Annotated in this window: 13 protein-coding genes; 9 read left to right on the top strand and 4 right to left on the bottom strand. The window is 61.0% G+C overall.

The window, feature by feature from the left end; all coding sequences use genetic code 11:
• Nucleotides 1–77: 77 nt before the first annotated feature.
• From NKJ18_RS07750 to NKJ18_RS07740, 3 genes are read left to right on the top strand one after another with little or no spacing between them, the layout of a single operon-like run.
• Complete coding sequence (locus tag NKJ18_RS07750) at nucleotides 78–1,175, top strand: ABC transporter ATP-binding protein (RefSeq protein WP_023681188.1); 1,098 nt, start codon at nucleotides 78–80, stop codon at nucleotides 1,173–1,175.
• A gap of 32 nt (nucleotides 1,176–1,207) precedes the next feature.
• Nucleotides 1,208–2,371, top strand: coding sequence for a mandelate racemase/muconate lactonizing enzyme family protein (locus tag NKJ18_RS07745; protein WP_023754437.1), 1,164 nt, complete (start codon nucleotides 1,208–1,210; stop codon nucleotides 2,369–2,371).
• Nucleotides 2,372–2,394: 23 nt separating this feature from the next.
• A complete protein-coding gene (locus NKJ18_RS07740; RefSeq protein ID WP_027048645.1) occupies nucleotides 2,395–3,138 on the top strand; it encodes a ribonuclease activity regulator RraA in 744 nt (247 codons plus the stop codon).
• 88 nt (nucleotides 3,139–3,226) lie between these two features.
• Here NKJ18_RS07740 and NKJ18_RS07735 read toward each other — a convergent pair whose 3' ends face one another.
• Both NKJ18_RS07735 and NKJ18_RS07730 read right to left on the bottom strand, forming a co-directional pair.
• On the bottom strand, nucleotides 3,227–4,297 hold the full coding sequence (locus tag NKJ18_RS07735) for a DUF930 domain-containing protein (protein WP_352758041.1): 1,071 nt from the start codon (nucleotides 4,295–4,297) through the stop codon (nucleotides 3,227–3,229).
• A 141-nt stretch (nucleotides 4,298–4,438) separates the two neighbouring features.
• Nucleotides 4,439–4,594, bottom strand: coding sequence for a YjiS-like domain-containing protein (locus NKJ18_RS07730; RefSeq protein ID WP_023681184.1), 156 nt, complete (start codon nucleotides 4,592–4,594; stop codon nucleotides 4,439–4,441).
• A 235-nt stretch (nucleotides 4,595–4,829) separates the two neighbouring features.
• Here NKJ18_RS07730 and NKJ18_RS07725 point away from each other — a divergent pair, with 235 nt between their 5' ends.
• The 6 genes from NKJ18_RS07725 to NKJ18_RS07700 all read left to right on the top strand — a co-directional run bounded on the left by NKJ18_RS07725 (nucleotide 4,830) and on the right by NKJ18_RS07700 (nucleotide 10,410).
• The gene (locus NKJ18_RS07725) at nucleotides 4,830–5,699 is read left to right on the top strand and encodes a LysR family transcriptional regulator (protein WP_023668092.1); all 870 of its coding nucleotides are present in this window, start codon (nucleotides 4,830–4,832) and stop codon (nucleotides 5,697–5,699) included.
• Between the two features lie 322 nt (nucleotides 5,700–6,021).
• Nucleotides 6,022–7,002 carry a cell division protein FtsZ gene (gene ftsZ, locus NKJ18_RS07720; RefSeq protein ID WP_023702103.1) on the top strand — a complete coding sequence of 327 codons (981 nt, stop codon included), beginning with the start codon at nucleotides 6,022–6,024 and terminating at the stop codon, nucleotides 7,000–7,002.
• 453 nt (nucleotides 7,003–7,455) lie between these two features.
• Nucleotides 7,456–8,097 (top strand): hypothetical protein, encoded by a 642-nt coding sequence (locus tag NKJ18_RS07715; protein WP_023702102.1) that lies wholly within the window; start codon nucleotides 7,456–7,458, stop codon nucleotides 8,095–8,097.
• 183 nt (nucleotides 8,098–8,280) lie between these two features.
• Entirely contained in the window at nucleotides 8,281–9,252 is a 972-nt protein-coding gene (locus NKJ18_RS07710) for an SDR family oxidoreductase (RefSeq protein ID WP_023687856.1), read from the top strand.
• Nucleotides 9,253–9,521: 269 nt separating this feature from the next.
• Entirely contained in the window at nucleotides 9,522–9,839 is a 318-nt protein-coding gene (locus NKJ18_RS07705; RefSeq protein WP_023687854.1) for a hypothetical protein, read from the top strand.
• A gap of 142 nt (nucleotides 9,840–9,981) precedes the next feature.
• On the top strand, nucleotides 9,982–10,410 hold the full coding sequence (locus tag NKJ18_RS07700; protein WP_081731301.1) for a GFA family protein: 429 nt from the start codon (nucleotides 9,982–9,984) through the stop codon (nucleotides 10,408–10,410).
• A 118-nt stretch (nucleotides 10,411–10,528) separates the two neighbouring features.
• Here NKJ18_RS07700 and NKJ18_RS07695 read toward each other — a convergent pair whose 3' ends face one another.
• Both NKJ18_RS07695 and NKJ18_RS07690 read right to left on the bottom strand, forming a co-directional pair.
• Nucleotides 10,529–12,604: a PAS domain-containing hybrid sensor histidine kinase/response regulator gene (locus NKJ18_RS07695; protein ID WP_352513817.1), complete on the bottom strand. Its 2,076-nt coding sequence runs from the start codon at nucleotides 12,602–12,604 to the stop codon at nucleotides 10,529–10,531.
• Between the two features lie 10 nt (nucleotides 12,605–12,614).
• Nucleotides 12,615–18,326, bottom strand: a complete 5,712-nt coding sequence (locus NKJ18_RS07690) for a HAMP domain-containing protein (RefSeq protein WP_352673428.1) — start codon at nucleotides 18,324–18,326, stop codon at nucleotides 12,615–12,617.
• Nucleotides 18,327–18,391: the final 65 nt, after the last annotated feature.

The raw sequence follows: 18,391 nt of genomic DNA, 5'->3' as shown, positions 1-18,391 counted from the left end.
TAAATCAAAGAGATAGAGCATGATGTCGTCCGAAAACCGCTTCACACTTTTCGGCATCATGCCGTAGGGAGTTGCCGATGGCCCACGTGGACCTGAGAGATCTCGTCAAGACCTATGGCGGCTTCAAAGCTGTCAACGACGTTTCGCTGACGGTCAATGACGGCGAGTTCGTTGCGCTCGTCGGCCCTTCGGGCTGCGGCAAGACAACCACGCTCAATCTTGTCGCGGGATTGATCCCGGTCACATCGGGCGACATCGTCATCGGCGACCGCGTGGTCAACGACCTCGACCCCAAGGACCGGGACATCGCGATGGTGTTCCAGAACTACGCGCTCTACCCGCAGAAATCGGTCTACAAGAACCTGGCGTTCCCGCTGCAGATGCGCAAGCTGCCCAGGGACGAGATCGACAGGAAGGTCAAGGAAGCGGCGCGCGTGCTCGACATGACGCACCTGCTCGAGCGCAAGCCGCGCGAACTTTCAGGCGGGCAGCAGCAACGTGTCGCCTTGGGGCGCGCCCTCGTCCGCGACCCTGCCGTTTTCCTCATGGACGAGCCGCTCTCCAACCTCGACGCCAAACTGCGCGTCCAGATGCGCTCGGAGATCAAGCGCTTCCACCAGGATCTCAAGGCGACCATCATCTATGTCACGCACGACCAGCTCGAAGCCGTGACCATGGCCGACAAGATGGCGGTGATGAACGGCGGCTACCTGTTGCAATACGATTCTCCGGCGCAGGTCTTTGCCCATCCGGTGAACATGTTCGTCGCCAGCTTCATCGGCAGCCCGGCGATGAGCCTTGTTCCACTGGAGGCATCGACAGCAAACGGCAACACTGCGTTGACCGGCGCGGAGGGCTGGAGCCTTGAGCTCTCGCCGCTCAACGCCCGGAAGGTTGCGGGGGCAACGTCGAGGAAAGTCGTGCTCGGCGCACGTCACTCGACCATCAGGCTCCACAAGAGCGCGGTGCCAGGCAGCGTCCCGGCCAGGGCCTATACAGTGGAGCCGACCGGAGACGTCACCTTCGTGCAGGCGTTGCTGTCAGGCGCCATCGTCAACATCAGCGTGTCCCCCAACATCGCCGTCGCACCTGACGAGCAGATCTGGCTCGAGTTCGACCAGGAGCGGCTGCATCTGTTCGATGGCGAAACTGAACTGGCCCTCAAGGCCGGCTGAGACAAGACGGGGGTTCATTGGGAACGTTGGGGATGACTGAAAAGCTTAAGATCACCGCGATCAAACCCTATCCTGTATGGGTTGGAACGCGTAATCAGATGCTCGTCAAGATCGAGACCGACCAGGGCGTCTTCGGCTGGGGCGAGAGCGGCTTGAGCGGGCGCGAAAAGGCCGTTGCCGGCGCGGTCGAGCATTTTCGCGAGTTTCTCATCGGCCGTGACCCGATGCAGATCGGGCGAATCTGGCAGGAGGCCTATCGCAGCCAGTACTTCGAAGGCGGGCGCGTTCTGCAGGCGGCTATCTCCGCCATCGACATCGCCCTTCACGACATCAAGGGCAAGGCGCTGGGGGTGCCGGTCTACGAACTGCTGGGCGGCAAGCAGCGCGACCGCATCCCCACCTTCGCCTCGACCGGAGACGAGGCCGAGGGCGACCTCGCCATCGAACGAGCCCGGGAGCTGCGCGCACGGGGGTGGCAGGCGATCCGCTTCTTCCCCGCAGGGCAAAGCAGCAGGGACATCTTCGAACCCCGCGAGTCGATCGGCGCTACCGCGAGCATGCTGAACAAGGCGCGCGAGGCGCTTGGCGACGACGTCGTTCTCGGCATCGACTATCATCATCGGCTGTCGGTGGCAGAGGCGGCGAGCTTCTGCAACAAGCTCGGCCGCGGCGTGCTTGATTTTCTCGAGGAGCCGATCCGCGACGAGACACCTGAAGCCTACGAATCCCTGCGCAGGATGACCGACATTCCCTTTGCCATCGGCGAGGAATTTGCCAGCAAGTGGCAGTTCCTGCCCTACATCGAGCGCGGCATCCATCAGTTCAACCGTCTCGATGTCTGCAATGTCGGCGGGCTCACCGAGGCGATGAAAGTCGCCGGCTGGAGCGAGGCGCACTATGTCGACCTGATGCCGCACAATCCGCTTGGTCCGGTGTGCACGGCCGCGACCCTACATCTCGCCGCCGCGGTACCCAACTTCGCGTGGCTCGAGACCAGGGAACCCGAGACGAAGCTGGGCTTCGACAATTCCGACTTCTTCCCCGTGCAGCCACGGCTCGACGGTCCCGACTATCCGGTCAGCGACCTGCCGGGCCTCGGCGTCGAGGTCAACGAAGCGGCGGTCCAGGCGGAGGCTTTTCGTTTCTGGGAAGCGCCTCACCTCAGGCGCCGGGACGGGTCTGTTACGAACTGGTAGTTCCATCTCAACCGGAGTCCACGATGACGCATATCCCTGACATCACGCGACCGCCCAAAGACCTCATTGACGCCCTGAGGGAAATCGGCGCCGCGACGGTCGCCGGCACGCTTGGCCATATGGGTTTCCGCAATCCTCACATGGTCGGTCCGGTGGCGCAGAACCATGGGAAGTCGATCGTCGGGCCGGCGCTGACGCTGCAGTTCCTGCCGCAGCGGCCGGACCTCTTCAGCGAGGGAGAATACGCCGACCCGGAAACGCAACTGCACCGGCACGTGCTCTATCACGCGCAGGAAGGCGATGTGGTCGTCGTCGACGCGCGCGGTGACATGAGCTCGGGCGTCTTCGGCGATATGATGTCGACCTATTTCAAGGGCAGAGGCGGCGCGGGCATCGTCATCGACGGCTGCATGCGCGACCGGCCCAATGTCGAGAAGCTCGATCTGCCCCTATGGCTGCGCGGCTGGACGCCCAACTACCATGTGCAAACCAGCATCTATCCGAACGCCGTCAACGTTCCGATCGCCTGCGGCGGTGTCACGGTGATCCCGGGCGACATTATCATCGCAGACGACGATGGGGTGGTAGTGCTTCCCGTCGCAATGGCCGCAAAGGTGATCGAAGAATCCCGGAAGCATCACGATTGGGAAGAGTTCTCGCGAGAGAAGCTGATGCAGGGAGCGCCGCTGCAGCGCTACTATCCGCTGCATGACGACGCCCGCGGCGAATATGAGGAGTGGCGCAAAGCCAATCCAGTGAAGGGCTGAGGCCCGGCAGCAACGGCATTCGGCATGCAGCTGTCCAAGAGGTGATTGTTGCCCCGCAATACGTGGGTTTTGAGACCCTTGCCTTCGGCTACATGCCTGGTCCCACTCGAAAACCCTGCCGACGGGCCTCCCGATCCAGAAAAACGCTTTCCTCGGGTGAAGCGGCGGCTCCGATACGGAAGGTGAAGGACGTCACATGCGTCGCATTGGTGTCGATCCCACAGCGAAAGCGCACATGATACCAAGTCGTCGCGGTACGAAAAGCGGTATCCGGGGCGTCCAGAAGATTGCCGACCTCTAGTGGAATGCTTGGGAGCAATACGGGGCGATAAGCGGCGTCGTTCAGTTGCTGACCCAGAAGATTGGAGCAAAGGTCGGCTACGCGTTGCCCCCGTGGCACGTCGGCCATCGAGTTCGTTGCGAAGGGATCGCCGGTAGCGCCTTTTGAAAAAAGCTTGCGAACACCCGGAAGCCCCGCATACGCTAGTGAGTTGGCCGTGGGGCTTGGCTCTACGGCCTTTGCGCGCGGCGGCTTCGCGGCCTTCGCCGGGCTGGGTTTCGGTGCAGTGTCGGGTCTGGCCTCAGGCGCCTGAGCCGACGCAGGAAGCTCGATCTCACCGCCATCATCAGCCGAAGGTATTGCAGCGGCCGATTCGTGCCTGTCGGCGTCAGGGGCTCCCGCCTCCTGTTTGTCAGCTTCCGGCTTCTCGTCGATGCTGGCTGGCTCCGCCGGCTTTGCAGCGTCGGGCGTCGGTTCAGATCTGCTCTCCGCATCAGTTGGCGTGGCAGCCGGCTTGGGCTCGCTATCCTTGGTCGTGGACGACGCTTGGTCCTGAGCGCTTCTCCCATCCAGCGATTTCCTGGGGCCGGTGTCTTTGTCACCGAACTGGAATGCAGGCTTCAGGACTTTCCCTGACGGCAGGTTGTCCGGCACCGGCTTTTCGACCTTCTTTTCAGGCTGACTTTTGGCTTCGGGTTTCGGCTTCGGCGGTTCGGGCGGCGGGACGAGTGCGACATTGACCGGTTCCTCCTCCTGCGGCTGCTGGGCAGGAACGGGCAGGCCATAGACCAGGAATGCGGTGATGAGCGCATGCAGGACCAGCGATGCGGGCAAGGCCCACAGCAAAGTCCGACGCCGCTCGGATTTCTCGGTCTTCATCCCTCACGATGTGGAGCGAAACTGCGGCGGCATCAAGCGTGGCAACCGTATTGGCGCATTCAGCCGCAGCTCAACAGTGAGGAGACGACGCCTGATTGCTTCTCGCCGCCGGCTCCATTCTCTGCATGCCCGCCTCCAATCTCAGCGTCGCAGGCTGGCGTCGCGGGCACGCTCGCGGAGCTCTTCGCGAGAAAGGCCCGCATCCGCCAATATGCTGTCTGGAAGCCGCCTCAAGCTCGCAAGCGTCTGGCGATAGGCAAGCCAGCGGGCGAAACGGTGTCGAAGTTCATGCAACATGATCGTCTCCTTGGCGAGCGGGATACCCACGTTCTTGGATTGGTCGAAAACGCAAAGCAATCGCGCAAAGCGTATGCACGATCGAACGGATTGCGCTGACTGCCTGGCCAACCGAGGTGCCTGTCATTGTCCCACCAGGGCAGGAATTTCCAGCGCCTCCAACGGCTGCATACTTGCGCGTGATGGCCGCTTCGCGCTACAGCCACGGTCGCAAGGAGTTTTTCATTTCTGCAAAATGGATATTGGCTGGGACGATCTGAGGTTGTTTCTCGACGTTGCGCGGCTGGGTGGCCTGAGCGCGGCGACGGCAACCACGCGCCTCAGCGCAGCCACACTCGGACGACGCGTCACCGCGCTCGAAAAGCAGATCGGCGAAGCGCTGTTCGTACGTCAGCAGACCGGCTACCGGCTAACCCCGGTCGGTGAAGAACTGCTGCGGCGCGCCGAAGACGTCGAAGCAGCAATGCAGTCGCTAACCCGCTGGCGCGAGGGAAACCTGCCCGACCGCATTGTCCGCGTCTCGGCCGGGCCATGGACCTCGGCCTTCGTTTCCACCCATATCGGCGAAATCTGGACCGTCGATGACGGCATCAGGGTGGAACTCGTCACCACCACCGACCGGGTCGACATCGGTCGCCGCGCCGCCGATATCGGCATCCGCAGCGAGCGCCCGACCGAACAGTGGCTGGCCGGCCGTCAGAGCGGCAAGGTCGCGTATGCCATCTATTCCGGACGCCACCTGATCAACGGCATCGCCGCCGGGTTGTTCGTCGGCGTCACCGGCGAAGGGGCAAACATTGCCTCGGCGCGCTGGCTGCAAGCCCATCACGGCGATCGCATCGCCGTGCGCGGCAACAACACCCATTCAGTGCGCGAATTGGTGGCCGCAGGCGCCGGCCTTTCGATCTTTCCGTGCTTCGTCGGTGACAGCGATCCGCGGCTGGTTCGCGTCGCTCATCCTATCCCAGAACTCGAAACCGACCAGTGGATCGTCACCCACCATGAGGAACGCCACTCCCCGCCGGTACGAAAGATTGCCGACCGGATTGCCGCTCTGATGCGGGCCCATCAGCCGCTGTTTCGCGGCAAGATGCCGATCCGCTAAGCGTCAGGCGTCGATCGGCCGCCAGATTCTCAAGGTTCTGGCGCGTGAGGCGGGCGCGTGAAGCTTGGAGGGGTTGGATCCCGGAGATTGTGGATTTTCGCTGGCCAGAATCCGAGCCGATTCCGGAAGATTGAACTGGAGACCCGTTCAAAAGGTCGGCTCATTCAGGCGCATATGGTACAAGTCCCACATCTTGTCTTGCCGCAAAGTTCACCCTCTGATTCCCTGTGCCAAGGCGATAGAACGTGATTCTTGCACCTGGCGTGTTCAAGCGGCGCGTTCCGGGAACTTTTTTGTCGATCAATTCCAAGGAGACAAGACGATGAGCACCGCGGCAAGGCCCGTCATCTCGGAAATGCGGCCGAAGATAACCGTTATTGGTGTCGGCGGTGGCGGCGGCAACGCGGTCAACAACATGATTGCCGAAAATCTGCAGGGTGCGGAGTTCATCGTCGCCAACACCGATGCCCAGGCACTGACCATGTCGAAAGCATCGCGGCTGATCCAGCTGGGTGCCCATGTCACGGAAGGCCTGGGCGCCGGGTCGCTGCCGGCGGTCGGCCGCGCGGCAGCCGAGGAATCGATCGACGAGATCAGGGACCACCTAGCGGGAACCCATATGTGCTTCGTGACCGCCGGCATGGGAGGCGGAACTGGAACCGGTGCCGCGCCCGTCATAGCGAACGCTGCACGGGCAGCCGGCATCCTGACGGTGGCGGTCGTCACCAAGCCGTTCACCTTCGAAGGGAAGCGCCGCATGCAAGCCGCCGAAGAGGGCATCGAGCAGCTTCGCGAATGCGCCGATACCGTGATCGTTATTCCGAACCAGAACCTCTTCAGGATCGCCGACGCAAAGACGACTTTCGCGGACGCCTTCGCCATGGCTGATCGCGTCCTTTATTCCGGCGTCGGCTGCATAACCGATCTCATCGTCAAGGAGGGGCTGATCAATCTCGACTTCGCCGACGTGAAGTCGGTGATGCGCGACATGGGCCGCGCAATGATGGGTACCGGGGAAGCCACGGGCGAGGACCGCGCCAGGAAGGCCGCCGAAGCGGCGATAGCAAACCCACTTCTCGACGAAGCCTCGATGATCGGCGCCAAGGGCGTCCTGGTCTCGATCTCGGGCGGCATGGACATGACGCTGTTCGAAGTCGATGAGGCCGCCACCCGCATCCGCGAGGAGGTCGACGCCGACGCCGACATCATCGTCGGCGCCATATTCGACCGGGCACTCGCCGGAAAATTCAGGGTCTCAGTCGTCGCGACAGGATTGCGGCAGGGCCTGGAGATACCGCAGTAGGCAGGATCCGGGCTGCTGATTTATGAGTCTGGTGGACCGTGGTCATGGGCTTCGCCACCGAAAAGTCGGCCCGCAAGCCCGCACCATTGAACTTGCCGGTGAATTTGCGTTGCCGGCCTAGGGACCGAATTCGTTTCGAGGCCGCTGCCACGAATGCGCGAACTCGCATCAGCGCCGCCGCGGAACCGCCCCCAACTGCAACCGCCGCGAATGCGCTTCGACCCGGATCCCCAACAGGAGGCCATACGGATTGACCACGGCAGACATTTCGCCTGCGATATGGCCAGCATCTGCTGACCACATGATCGGCCCTTTCTGATCGCTGATGCGGGCTCGCTGGATATGGCACAATAAAACCGGCATGGGTCAGGCGTCGGGAGCATCCAGTGGCGGCCAGCCTCGCAAGCACTATATCGAAGAAAAACTCAGGTCGACCCGACAGGAGCATACTCCATGGCTGACACGCCGACACCCGATGCTTCGTTTCTCGCGGCCCTGACGACAGAGCATTTCGTGCAGCAGACAGCGATCAGCACGTCCATAAGTGAAATGGCGTCGCGAACGACCATCTACATTATGTCTCTGTCGAGCGCTCTGGTGGCAACGGGCTTTGTTACGCAGTCCTCCGAGTTCTTCCTGCCGTTTGTCGCGGTTGTGCTGCCATCGGTCTTTTTACTGGGTGCCTTTACCGTCTTGAGGTTGGTCGACATCGCCGCTGAGAACATGCAGGCCCATATCGGCATTGCCCGGATCAGAGCCTACTATCGAACTTTGGGCGACGAGGCTGCCTTCCAGTTTTCCAAGGAATTCGGTCGCTGGCCCGAAAATGACGCCGAACCTTCTCTTCGTACTGGGCCTCTCCTGGCGTACCTGACCACCGCAGCGACTATGATCGCATTCATAAATGCCATCGTCGCTGCGGCGGGCGTTACTCTGCTTGCGTTTCGTGTCGGTGCAGAACTATTGCTCGCGCTGTGTCTTGGTGCTGGAACAGCAATCGGCTTGATGACGATTTTCTATTTATACCAGCGCCTTCGGACGAAAGGCATGGTCCGCATTGCCAAACCCTATGGTTCTGAAAAAAGCGTGCTTTGAGCGGGTAATGAATGTGGTGTTTGTCTGAACGCCGCCGGCATGGCAATTCCGATCTCATTGACGACCAATGCTCCACGCCCCTCGCAGGCTGTTCGCAATGGCGAGCCCTTTCGGGATCGAGATATTTGCGCAAACTTTTTTGCCCGGCATGCGTTGTTCGTTCTCCGAGCACAGGAGAAAGCCATGCAGACTAAGTCGCAGACTTCAGCCGAAGCCGCCAAGCAACGCCATATCCAGCGTGGTATCGACGCCAAAGACGAGACGAAGAGCAATGGCAAAATGCAACAAGCGATGCAAGCCGGCGCTCGCAAATATCCCGAGCCACCTTTTCCCGAGCAGCATCAACCCAAACCGGGGCATGAATGGGCGATCGAGCCCGCTCCGCTCTACGATGCGCCTTACTACCTCGGATCGAAAAAACTCGATGACAAGGTAGCGCTTATCACGGGTGGTGATTCCGGCATCGGCCGTTCGGTGGCAGTCTTGTTCGCCCGCGAGGGCGCCGACATTGCGATCGTATACTTGAGTGAAGACAGGGACGCCGAAGCGACCAAAAACGCCGTCGAAAAGGAAGGCCGGCGTTGCATACTGATAAAAGCCGATGTCAGTGAACGCGAGCATTGCCGCAACGCCGTGGCGCTGACGGTCGAAAAATTCGGCAGGATCGACGTGCTGGTCAACAACGCCGCTTTCCAAATCCATTCCAGTGACTTCAACGACCTGACCGAGGAACATTTCGACACGACGCTGAAGACCAATCTTTACGGCTATTTTCATATGGCGCAGGAGAGCGTGCCGCACATGGAGCCGGGCTCCGCGATCATCAATACCGGTTCGGTGACCGGCATCGACGGTTCCAAGCAACTGGTTGACTATTCGATGACCAAGGGCGGCATTCATGCCTTCACGCGAGCGCTTTCGGGCAATCTGATCGGCAAGGGCATCCGGGTAAACGCGGTCGCGCCAGGTCCGGTGTGGACGCCGCTCAACCCTTCGGACAAGGAAGCCGACGACGTCTCGAAATTCGGCGCGGATACGCCGATGAAACGGCCAGCGCAACCGGAAGAACTTGCCCCGGCTTACGTGTTCCTCGCCTCGTCGCATTGCTCGAGTTACATCACGGGAGAGATCCTGCCGGTGGTCGGTGGCTACTGAGGTCGCGGAACGTATTTCATTGCATTGGGCTACCGAGTAGACGGCACGCGACGACGTCGTCTCCAGGGAGACGCTTGCCGTGCTCGGTCGCTTCAAGAAACGCGTGATCGGTGCCGTGGGCCGCCGCTGCACGGCACCCGCCACGGCTCCGGAGCAATAGCGCTCCGCGTTGGTCGAAATCCTCGCCCGCGTTTTCAGTTTTCTGAATTTCCGCTTGGAACTCTCCCGCCGGCATCCCGTTCAAACATCATTGAGCCAGGAGAACGACCATGCCACGAGGCGACAAATCGAAATACAGTGACAAACAGGAACGCAAAGCCGACCACATTGCCGCAGGCTATGAGAAGCGCGGTGTTTCCGAGAAGGAATCCGAGCGCCGGGCATGGGCGACCGTCAACAAGGACGATGGCGGCGGCAAGAAAGAAGGCGGCTCGGGTCGTGGTAAACACACCGGACACCCCGCGGCCCACAAGGGTGGGAAAAGCGGCGGCAAGGCATCGGCTTCACGGTCAGCCGCAAGCCGATCGGAATCGGCAAAGAAGGCAGCGGCAACACGCAAGCGGAATGCCGAGCACCATGCCCATTAACTGCCCCGCAACAGGTTCGGAACGCCATGAAACTCAAGCTCGCTGACCGCCTTCGCAACCGACAAGAGCATCGCCGACAAGAACATCGGCAGTGCCTCTTTGACTGCGATCGGAGCGTTCGGCGCCGCCTTGATCGATCTTGATGCGTGAGGTTGGCAAGCGCCTACCCGGCTCCTTGGCCATCAAGGGCGGATGTCTCTGTGGCAGGATCCGATTCAGCGCCGGGATCGAACCGAGGGTTCACTACTGCCACTGCGATATGTGCAGACGAGCGACCGGCAGCGCGTTTGCAGTTCTTGCCTGGATGCCCTGCCAAAGCCTGAGCTGGAATTCCGGAACGCCAACATATCGAAGGTCTTCGCCGATCGCGCAAAGAGGCTTCTGCCCAGAATGCGGGTCGCCGCTCAGCCTTTGCTACGACGCGTCGCCAACCGAGATCGCGCTGCACGTCGGTACCTTCGATGATCCGGCTCACCTGGTGCCTCGGTACAACTACGGTTCAGCGCAGCGCCTTGGTTGGGTGTGCTGCGGAATAGACCTACCGGACCGCGACACCGAGGAGCGCTGGTAGCGCCGCGAACGACCCAGATTGCCGATCAGGAATGCGGCCCTTGTCGCCGTGCCCCGAAAGTGCGGTCTCGATCTGCCCGGCCTGCCGACGTCGCCAGACCGTCGACAATCCCTAAGCGCTAGCCGGTTTTGATCCTTTGGGGGGCCGCATTCTCTATCGCGAAGAAAATCGCTTCGAACAGATCCTCGTCGCGGAAGGGCTTGCCGAGCAAGGGCACGTCGGCTGGCCGATCGGCAATCTCCCGGGCATCGGCATAGCCCGTGATCATGACCGCTGGCCAGTCCGAGCGCAAATTGCGCGCGAAGCGGATTACGTCGACGCCGGATACGAGTGGCATGGCGAAGTCGGTGATAATGACGTCGAACTTGTCGGGAGTGCGCTCCATCATGGCCAGCGCCTCCGCCCCTCCTCCCGCGCAGGTCACCTCGAAACCGCGCTGGCGAAGGGACTCGGCGGTCAATTGCCGCAAAACATGGCTGTCGTCGATCAGGAGGATTGATGGGTGCTCCATTCCGGCATCGGCGAACGCTCGTTCAATGTCGGGTTCCACCGCAGGATCCACCGGCTGTTCGGTCGAACGTGGCAGCCAGAGTTGCATGGTAGTTCCGCGGTTGACGACGCTTTCTATGCGAAGTGTCCCACCTGACTGCTTCATGAAGCCGTAGACCGTGCTGAGACCGAGGCCCGTTCCCTTACCGACCGGCTTGGTGGTGAAGAACGGTTCGACGACCTTGGCGACAAGATCGGGTGGTATGCCGGATCCGGTGTCCTTGACGGCGATCAGGACATAGTCGCCCGGCGGAATATCCTCTGTTTGCGTCACGATCGATCGATTCTGCGCATGCACGGTTATTGTCCCGCCAGAGGGCATGGCGTCACGCGCGTTGAAAACCAGATTCATCAGGGCCAATTCAAGTTGGCCTGCATCGACATGCACCGGCCAGATCGTGTCATCGATCTGCCAGTCGAAACGGATCAACCCCCCCAGTACGGGCGCCACCAATCCGTTCATCGTGTCGTTCAGCGCAGCAAGGCGCACCGCTTCCGGCTTCAGGGTCTGGCGCCGCGAGAATGCCAGCATTCGCGCCACAAGGTCAGCGCCTTGTTTTGCAGAACGCCGCGTCAGGTCGAGTACCTGTTGCGCCTGATCATCCAACGTGGCTCGGCGTTCAAGCAGCCCTAACCCACTGAGAATTGCGGCGAGCAGGTTGTTGAAATCATGCGCCAGGCCGCCGGTTAGCTTGCCGATAGCGTCGATGCGCTGGGATTGAAGCAGCTGATCCTCAAGACCGCGCCGCTCGGTGATGTCAAGCAATGTGCCGATGATTTCCGGTTCACGGCCATCTGAGCCGTCCGACATCACCCCCTGGTCGAGAAAAATGCGATACTCGCCATTGGCGCATTGCCAGCGGAACTCGCACGTATAGGAGCCGGTGGTTTTTGCCGCCAGCAGCGCTTCCCTCAATCGCGGCAGGTCGTCCGGATGAACGCGGCTGAGACCGAACTCTGGATCCGATGTCAGGTATTCAGGCGCAAAGCCGGTCAAGCGCTCGACGCCCTCCGTAACAAAGCGCGCCGCAAAGGGCGGCTCGGCTGCCCGAGCATGAAAGCAGACCGGCAACGAATTCAGGATGGCGTCCTGCCGTTGCTCGGCGCTGCGCAGCGCGCGTTCGGCCTGAAGCTTGTCCTTGTGCGCCTGCAACGCCTGCGCCAATAGTCCCTGCTCGACCTCCGCCTTGCGCTGGATCTCGAGCGTCTTCTCGTGGAGTTCGACGAAAACCGCGACTTTCGAACGCAGCATGATCGGATCGAATGGCTTGAACACATAGTCGACCGCGCCGGCATCATAGCCGCGCAGCATATGCGCATCCTCCTTGTTGATGGCGGTCAAGAAGATGATTGGGGTGCGCTTGGATTGCTCGCGCTGGCGGATAAGTGCGGCCGTTTCATATCCGTCCAACCCTGGCATGAGGACATCCAGGAGAATGACGGCGAACTCCTCTTTCAGCAGAAAGCGCAGAGCCTCTTCGCCCGATTGGGCGCAGATGACCTCCCCGATAGTCGCGAGCACTTCGCTGATCGCCAGCAGATTGCGCTCATCGTCGTCCACCGCCAGGATACGGGCTCTTGCCGGCCCTTCGGCAAGAGCTGCGACCTCAAGTTTCCTTACCCTGTTTCTTGCCAGCTTTTGCATCGAACGGCCGTCAGTTCGCTGCCAGGAGAATTTTTTCCGGGCTCTCTACACGGGATCGGGCACGCCCGATCCAGACACGAAGCAGCGCCAGCAGGAGATCCAGGTCGACGGGTTTGGCGATATAGTCGGAAGCCCCGGCATCCAGACATTTTTGCCGATCCCCCTTCATCGCCTTTGCGGTGACGGAAATCAGCGGGATATGAGCAATCGCCGGTGTGCCGCGAATCCGCCGCATCGTCTCGTAGCCGTCCATCTCCGGCATCATGATATCGATCAATGCCACGTCGACATCGGGCGCCTGTTCAAGAAGCGCGATGCCATCACGGCCCCGCTCGGCATGCAGAACCTGTATGTCATAGGTCTCCAGAACACTGGTGAGCGAATAGATATTGCGAATGTCGTCGTCGACGATGAGAACCTTCGCCCCGGCGAGATCGGACTTGCCGTTGTGTTCAGTTCCTGCCCAGGCCTCTTGGCGACCTTCTCCCGGCAGCGTTGCCGAAATATGCAGCGCCAATTGAGCGAAGTTCTCCGCCCGCGGTGCTTCCGCCAAGGCCGGGTTCAATGCCAGTACCTGTTCAAGCGCGTCCGGGTGAGGCGTAAAGAACAGCAGCTGCGGCAAGGCTTCGCCGAATTGGCCGGTGATCTCGTCCAGCGCCTTTGCGTTGTCCTTGGCGGAGCGTCCAAAGCCGAGCACGACGGCATCATAGGAGGCGAGGCCAACGTCTTCTGCATTTGCCGCAACACGACCGATCGCGGTGACCGACGTTACGCCGTCGCGGATTGCCTCGACCAGAGCCAGACGCCGCTCCGGGTCAGGGTCCACGACCAGAACGCGGCGCTGAACGCGGAGCTTCTTCGAGTGGATATCCTGAAACACCTTCATCAGCTCGTCCGAGGAAACGGGCTTGGTGGAAATGCTGGACGCCCCCTTGCGTGCGAGACTGTCGATGTCTTCGGCACCCGAGATGACATGGATAGGAATTCCCCTCGTCTTCTGGTCATGCCGCAGCAGATCGAAAAGCACCCAGCCATCGATATCCGAAAGTCCGAGATCAAGTGTGATTGCGTCGGGAACGAGCTTGCGGGCCAATGCCAGCGTGCCGGAACCTGCAGTCGACAGAACGCCTTTCAGCCCGGCCGACCGGGCGAGGCCAAGCAGCAACCCGCCAAAGGTCGGATCGTCTTCGACGATCAACACGATCCGATCGGTGGGTAGGATTGAATCGCGGTCGTCGATCAGCTCTGCCGAGGGCGGACTGCTGAGCAGAGCTGTCGCAGCAACCGCCTCCGCCGCCGGAGCCAAGGTCGACTGTACTGTCGTCACGCGGGGGCCGTCGAACGGGATGATGAGGGTAAATGTCGACCCCTTGCCCGGCGTGCTTTCGACCCGCAATTCGCCGCCAAGCAAGCGAGCGATCTCGCGGCTGATCGAGAGCCCAAGGCCGGTGCCGCCATACTTGCGGCTGGTGGTGCCATCGGCCTGCTGGAAGGCCTCGAAAATCAGCTTCTGTTTGTCTTCTGGAATGCCAATGCCGGTGTCGGTGACGGCGATCGCGAGAGCCTTCACCGGCTGCGTCGCGCCATTGCGGCGGCCGGCCTTTTCAACCCGGAAGTTCAGGCTGACCTCGCCTTCCGAGGTGAATTTGAATGCGTTGGAAAGCAGGTTGAGGACAATCTGCTGCAAGCGTTTCTCATCTGTGCGGACCGTGTCGGGAAGCGCCGGATCGACCTTGATGGCGAAGCCAAGTCCCTTGTCGGCTGCCAGCTGACGAAAAGTTCGTTCCATATGCTGGCGAAGATGCGTCACCGGCATATCGTTGATGTCGATGGAAACAGTACCCGACTCGATCTTCGACAGATCGAGGATATCGTTGATGAGGCTGAGAAGATCGGTTCCTGCCGAATTGATGGTGCGGGCGAACTCTACCTGTTTTTCGTTGAGGTTGCCGTGCTGGTTGGTCGCCAGCAGGTTTGACAAAATGAGCAGCGAATTGAGCGGCGTGCGCAGTTCGTGGCTCATATTGGCCAGGAATTCGGATTTGTATTTCGACGTGAGCGCCAGTTGCTCGGCTTTTTCCTCCAGCGCGCGTCGCGCCATCTCGATTTCGAGATTCTTGTTTTCGACCTGCTTCTTTTCGTTCTCGAGCAGCTGCGCCTTTTCCTGCAGCTCCTCGTTCGTCGCATGCAGCTCTTCCTGCTTTTTTGTCAGCTCGGTTTGACGCGCTTGCAATTCCGACGTCAGCAGTTGCGACTGCTTGAGCAGGCCCTCCGTGCGCATCGTCGCAGCGATGGTGTTGAGAACGATGCCGACGGATTCCATGAGCTGGTTGAGGAACGACTGGTGTGTGTCACGAAACTCGCCGAACGAGGCGAGCTCGATGACGGCTTTGACTTCATCCTCGAACAGAGCAGGCAGGATGATGACATTGGCTGGCGAGGCGCTGCCAAGACCAGATGTGACCCGAAGGAATTCTGGCGGCACATTGTCCAGCATGATGGCGCGCTTGTCGGCGGCACTTTGCCCAACCAGGCCCTCTCGCAGATCAAGCCGCTGCTTGATGGCAGCTTTGCTCTCGGCGCCATAGGAAGCCGCCAGCTCAAGATAGGATTCCTCCTCGTCGCGATTGGTGACGTAGAACACCCCATACTGGGCGTTCACCAGAGGAGCGAGTTCGGACATGATGAGCCGCGAGACGGTGGCAAGGTCGCGCTCGCCTTGCAGCATGCGCGAAAACCGGGCGAGATTGGTCTTCAACCAGTCCTGCTCGGCATTCTTCAGCGTCTGATCCTTCAGATTGCGGATCATCTCGTTGATGTTGTCTTTCAGCGCGGCGACCTCGCCGGAGGCTTCGACGCTGATCGAACGGGTAAGATCGCCCTTGGTCACCGCCGTCGAAACCTCGGCGATGGCACGCACCTGGGTGGTCAGATTGGCAGCGAGTTGATTGACATTGTCGGTGAGGTCGCGCCAGAGGCCGGCGGCACCTGGCACACGCGCCTGACCGCCGAGCTTGCCCTCGATGCCCACCTCACGGGCGACGTTGGTCACCTGGTCGGCAAAGGTGGCAAGCGTCTCGATCATGCCGTTGATGGTGTCGGCCAGCAGGGCGATCTCTCCCTTCGCGTCGACCGTCAGTTTGCGCCTGAGATTGCCTTGCGCGACCGCCGTCACGACATCGGCGATGCCGCGCACCTGATTGGTCAAGTTCGTCGCCATCAGGTTGACGTTGTCGGTCAGGTCCTTCCAGGTACCGGCAACACCTTCGACGCGCGCCTGGCCACCAAGCTTGCCCTCGGTGCCAACCTCACGCGCGACTCGGGTGACCTCGCCGGCGAAGGAGTTCAACTGGTCCACCATGGTGTTGATGGTCGACTTGAGCTCCAGGATTTCGCCCTTCACATCGACGGTGATCTTCTTCGACAGGTCGCCGCGCGCCACGGCGGTCGTGACTTCGGCGATGTTGCGCACCTGGCCGGTCAGATTCTCGGCCATCGAGTTCACATTGTCTGTGAGATCCTTCCACGTGCCGGCAACGCCGCGCACCTGCGCCTGGCCTCCCAACTTGCCTTCCGTGCCGACCTCGCGTGCCACGCGCGTGACTTCCGAAGCGAAGGAATTAAGCTGGTCCACCATTGTGTTGATGGTGTCCTTCAGCTCCAGGATCTCGCCGCGGACATCGACGGTGATCTTCTTCGAAAGGTCCCCGAGCGCCACGGCGGTGGTTACCTCGGCGATGTTGCGCACCTGGCCGGTCAGGTTGGCCGCCATGGCGTTGACGTTTTCGGTCAGATCCTTCCACGTGCCGCCGATGCCGCGCACCTGGGCCTGGCCGCCGAGCTTGCCATCGGAGCCGACCTCGCGCGCCACACGTGTCACTTCCGAAGCGAAGGAATTGAGCTGGTCGACCATCGTGTTGATGACGTCCTTGATCTGCAAGATCTCGCCCAGCGCGTCGACGGTGATCTTCTGGGTCAAGTCGCCGGTCGCAATGGCCGTTGCCACCTTCGACACGTCACGCAACTGCACCGTCAAATTGCCGGCCATGGCGTTGACGTTGTCGGTCAGATCCTTCCAGGTGCCACCGACGCCTTCGACATGCGCCTGGCCACCAAGCTTGCCTTCCGATCCCACTTCGCGGGCCACACGCGTGACCTCAGAGGCGAAGGAGTTCAGTTGGTCGACCATCGTGTTGACGGTGTCCTTGAGCTCCAGGATCTCGCCTTTGACGTCGACGGTGATCTTCTTCGACAGGTCGCCGCGCGCCACGGCGGTGGTGACTTCTGCGATGTTTCGAACCTGGCCAGTCAGGTTGGCGGCCATGAGATTGACGTTGTCGGTCAAATCCTTCCATGTGCCGCCGACGCCCCTCACCTCTGCCTGGCCGCCCAGCTTGCCTTCGGTGCCGACCTCGCGTGCCACGCGCGTCACTTCCGAGGCAAAGGAGTTCAGTTGGTCGACCATCGTGTTGATGGTGTCCTTGAGTTCCAGGATTTCGCCTTGCACGGCGACCGTGATCTTCTTGGACAGATCGCCCGACGCGACCGCCGTCGTCACCTCGGCGATATTGCGCACCTGACCGGTCAGGTTCTCGGCCATCGAGTTGACGTTGTCGGTGAGGTCCTTCCAGGTGCCGGCGACGCCGCGCACCTGCGCCTGGCCGCCAAGCTTGCCTTCGGTGCCAACCTCGCGTGCCACGCGCGTGACCTCGCCCGCGAATGAATTCAGCTGGTCCACCATTGTGTTTATCGTGGATTTCAGCTCGAGAATCTCGCCCTTCACGTCGACCGTAATCTTCTTCGACAGGTCGCCCAAAGCCACCGCAGTCGTCACTTCGGCGATGTTGCGCACCTGCCCAGTCAGGTTCTCGGCCATGGAATTCACATTGTCGGTCAGATCCTTCCACGTACCGCCAACACCCTCAACGCGCGCCTGGCCGCCAAGCTTGCCTTCAGTGCCGACCTCGCGCGCCACGCGCGTCACTTCCGAAGCGAAGGAATTGAGCTGGTCCACCATCGTGTTGATGGTGTTCTTCAGTTCTAGGATTTCGCCCTTGACATCGACTGTGATCTTCTTCGACAGGTCGCCCGACGCGACTGCGGTCGTAACCTCCGCGATGTTGCGCACTTGCCCGGTCAGGTTCGTGGCCATCGCGTTGACGTTGTCGGTCAGATCTTTCCACGTGCCGGCGACGCCCTTGACCCGGGCCTGGCCGCCGAGCTTGCCTTCCGTACCGACCTCGCGCGCCACGCGCGTCACCTCGGAGGCGAAGGAGGCCAACTGGCCGACCATGGTGTTGACGATCTTGCCGATGCGCAGGAATTCGCCGCGCAGCGGTCGGCCGTCAATTTCGACCATCATGGTCTGCGACAGGTCGCCCTTGGCGACGGCGCCGATAACGCGCGCAACCTCAGCCGTTGGCTGAACCATGTCTTCGATGAGATCATTGACTGAACGGACACTGGATTCCCAACTGCCGGTGGCATTGCGAACCCGGCCGCGCTCGCCTATCCGCCCTTCCTTGCCGACGACCCGGCTCAAGCGCTCGAACTCGCGCGTCACTTGGTCGTTGAGGTCAGCGATCTCATTGAAAGTCTCAGCTATCTCAGAATCGAGGCCTTCATAAACATTGTCGATGCGGACGGAGAAATCGCCGCGCCGGAAGGCTTTCAGAGAATTCAGGATGCTTCGACGGTCCAATTGCTTCTTGGATGCCTGCACGGTCACAGCGCCACTCCCAGCCCTATGGATTTATACGGATAAAGTTGCCCCCGCGGCCAATGGTG

Source organism: Mesorhizobium sp. M0217 (assembly GCF_040321955.1).
Classification (GTDB): domain Bacteria; phylum Pseudomonadota; class Alphaproteobacteria; order Rhizobiales; family Rhizobiaceae; genus Mesorhizobium.
The sequence above is the reverse complement of the archived record's forward strand: the minus strand, read 5'-3'. Positions and strand labels throughout refer to the sequence as shown.

Excerpts from the sequence above, each read along its gene's own strand:
- NKJ18_RS07750 (WP_023681188.1), top strand. The coding sequence starts at position 78 with ATGGCCCACGTGGACCTGAGAGATCTCGTCAAGACCTATGGCGGCTTC.
- NKJ18_RS07745 (WP_023754437.1), top strand. The coding sequence starts at position 1,208 with ATGACTGAAAAGCTTAAGATCACCGCGATCAAACCCTATCCTGTATGG.
- NKJ18_RS07740 (WP_027048645.1), top strand. The coding sequence starts at position 2,395 with ATGACGCATATCCCTGACATCACGCGACCGCCCAAAGACCTCATTGAC.
- NKJ18_RS07735 (WP_352758041.1), bottom strand. The coding sequence starts at position 4,297 with ATGAAGACCGAGAAATCCGAGCGGCGTCGGACTTTGCTGTGGGCCTTG.
- NKJ18_RS07730 (WP_023681184.1), bottom strand. The coding sequence starts at position 4,594 with ATGTTGCATGAACTTCGACACCGTTTCGCCCGCTGGCTTGCCTATCGC.
- NKJ18_RS07725 (WP_023668092.1), top strand. The coding sequence starts at position 4,830 with ATGGATATTGGCTGGGACGATCTGAGGTTGTTTCTCGACGTTGCGCGG.
- ftsZ (WP_023702103.1), top strand. The coding sequence starts at position 6,022 with ATGAGCACCGCGGCAAGGCCCGTCATCTCGGAAATGCGGCCGAAGATA.
- NKJ18_RS07715 (WP_023702102.1), top strand. The coding sequence starts at position 7,456 with ATGGCTGACACGCCGACACCCGATGCTTCGTTTCTCGCGGCCCTGACG.
- NKJ18_RS07710 (WP_023687856.1), top strand. The coding sequence starts at position 8,281 with ATGCAGACTAAGTCGCAGACTTCAGCCGAAGCCGCCAAGCAACGCCAT.
- NKJ18_RS07705 (WP_023687854.1), top strand. The coding sequence starts at position 9,522 with ATGCCACGAGGCGACAAATCGAAATACAGTGACAAACAGGAACGCAAA.
- NKJ18_RS07700 (WP_081731301.1), top strand. The coding sequence starts at position 9,982 with ATGCGTGAGGTTGGCAAGCGCCTACCCGGCTCCTTGGCCATCAAGGGC.
- NKJ18_RS07695 (WP_352513817.1), bottom strand. The coding sequence starts at position 12,604 with ATGCAAAAGCTGGCAAGAAACAGGGTAAGGAAACTTGAGGTCGCAGCT.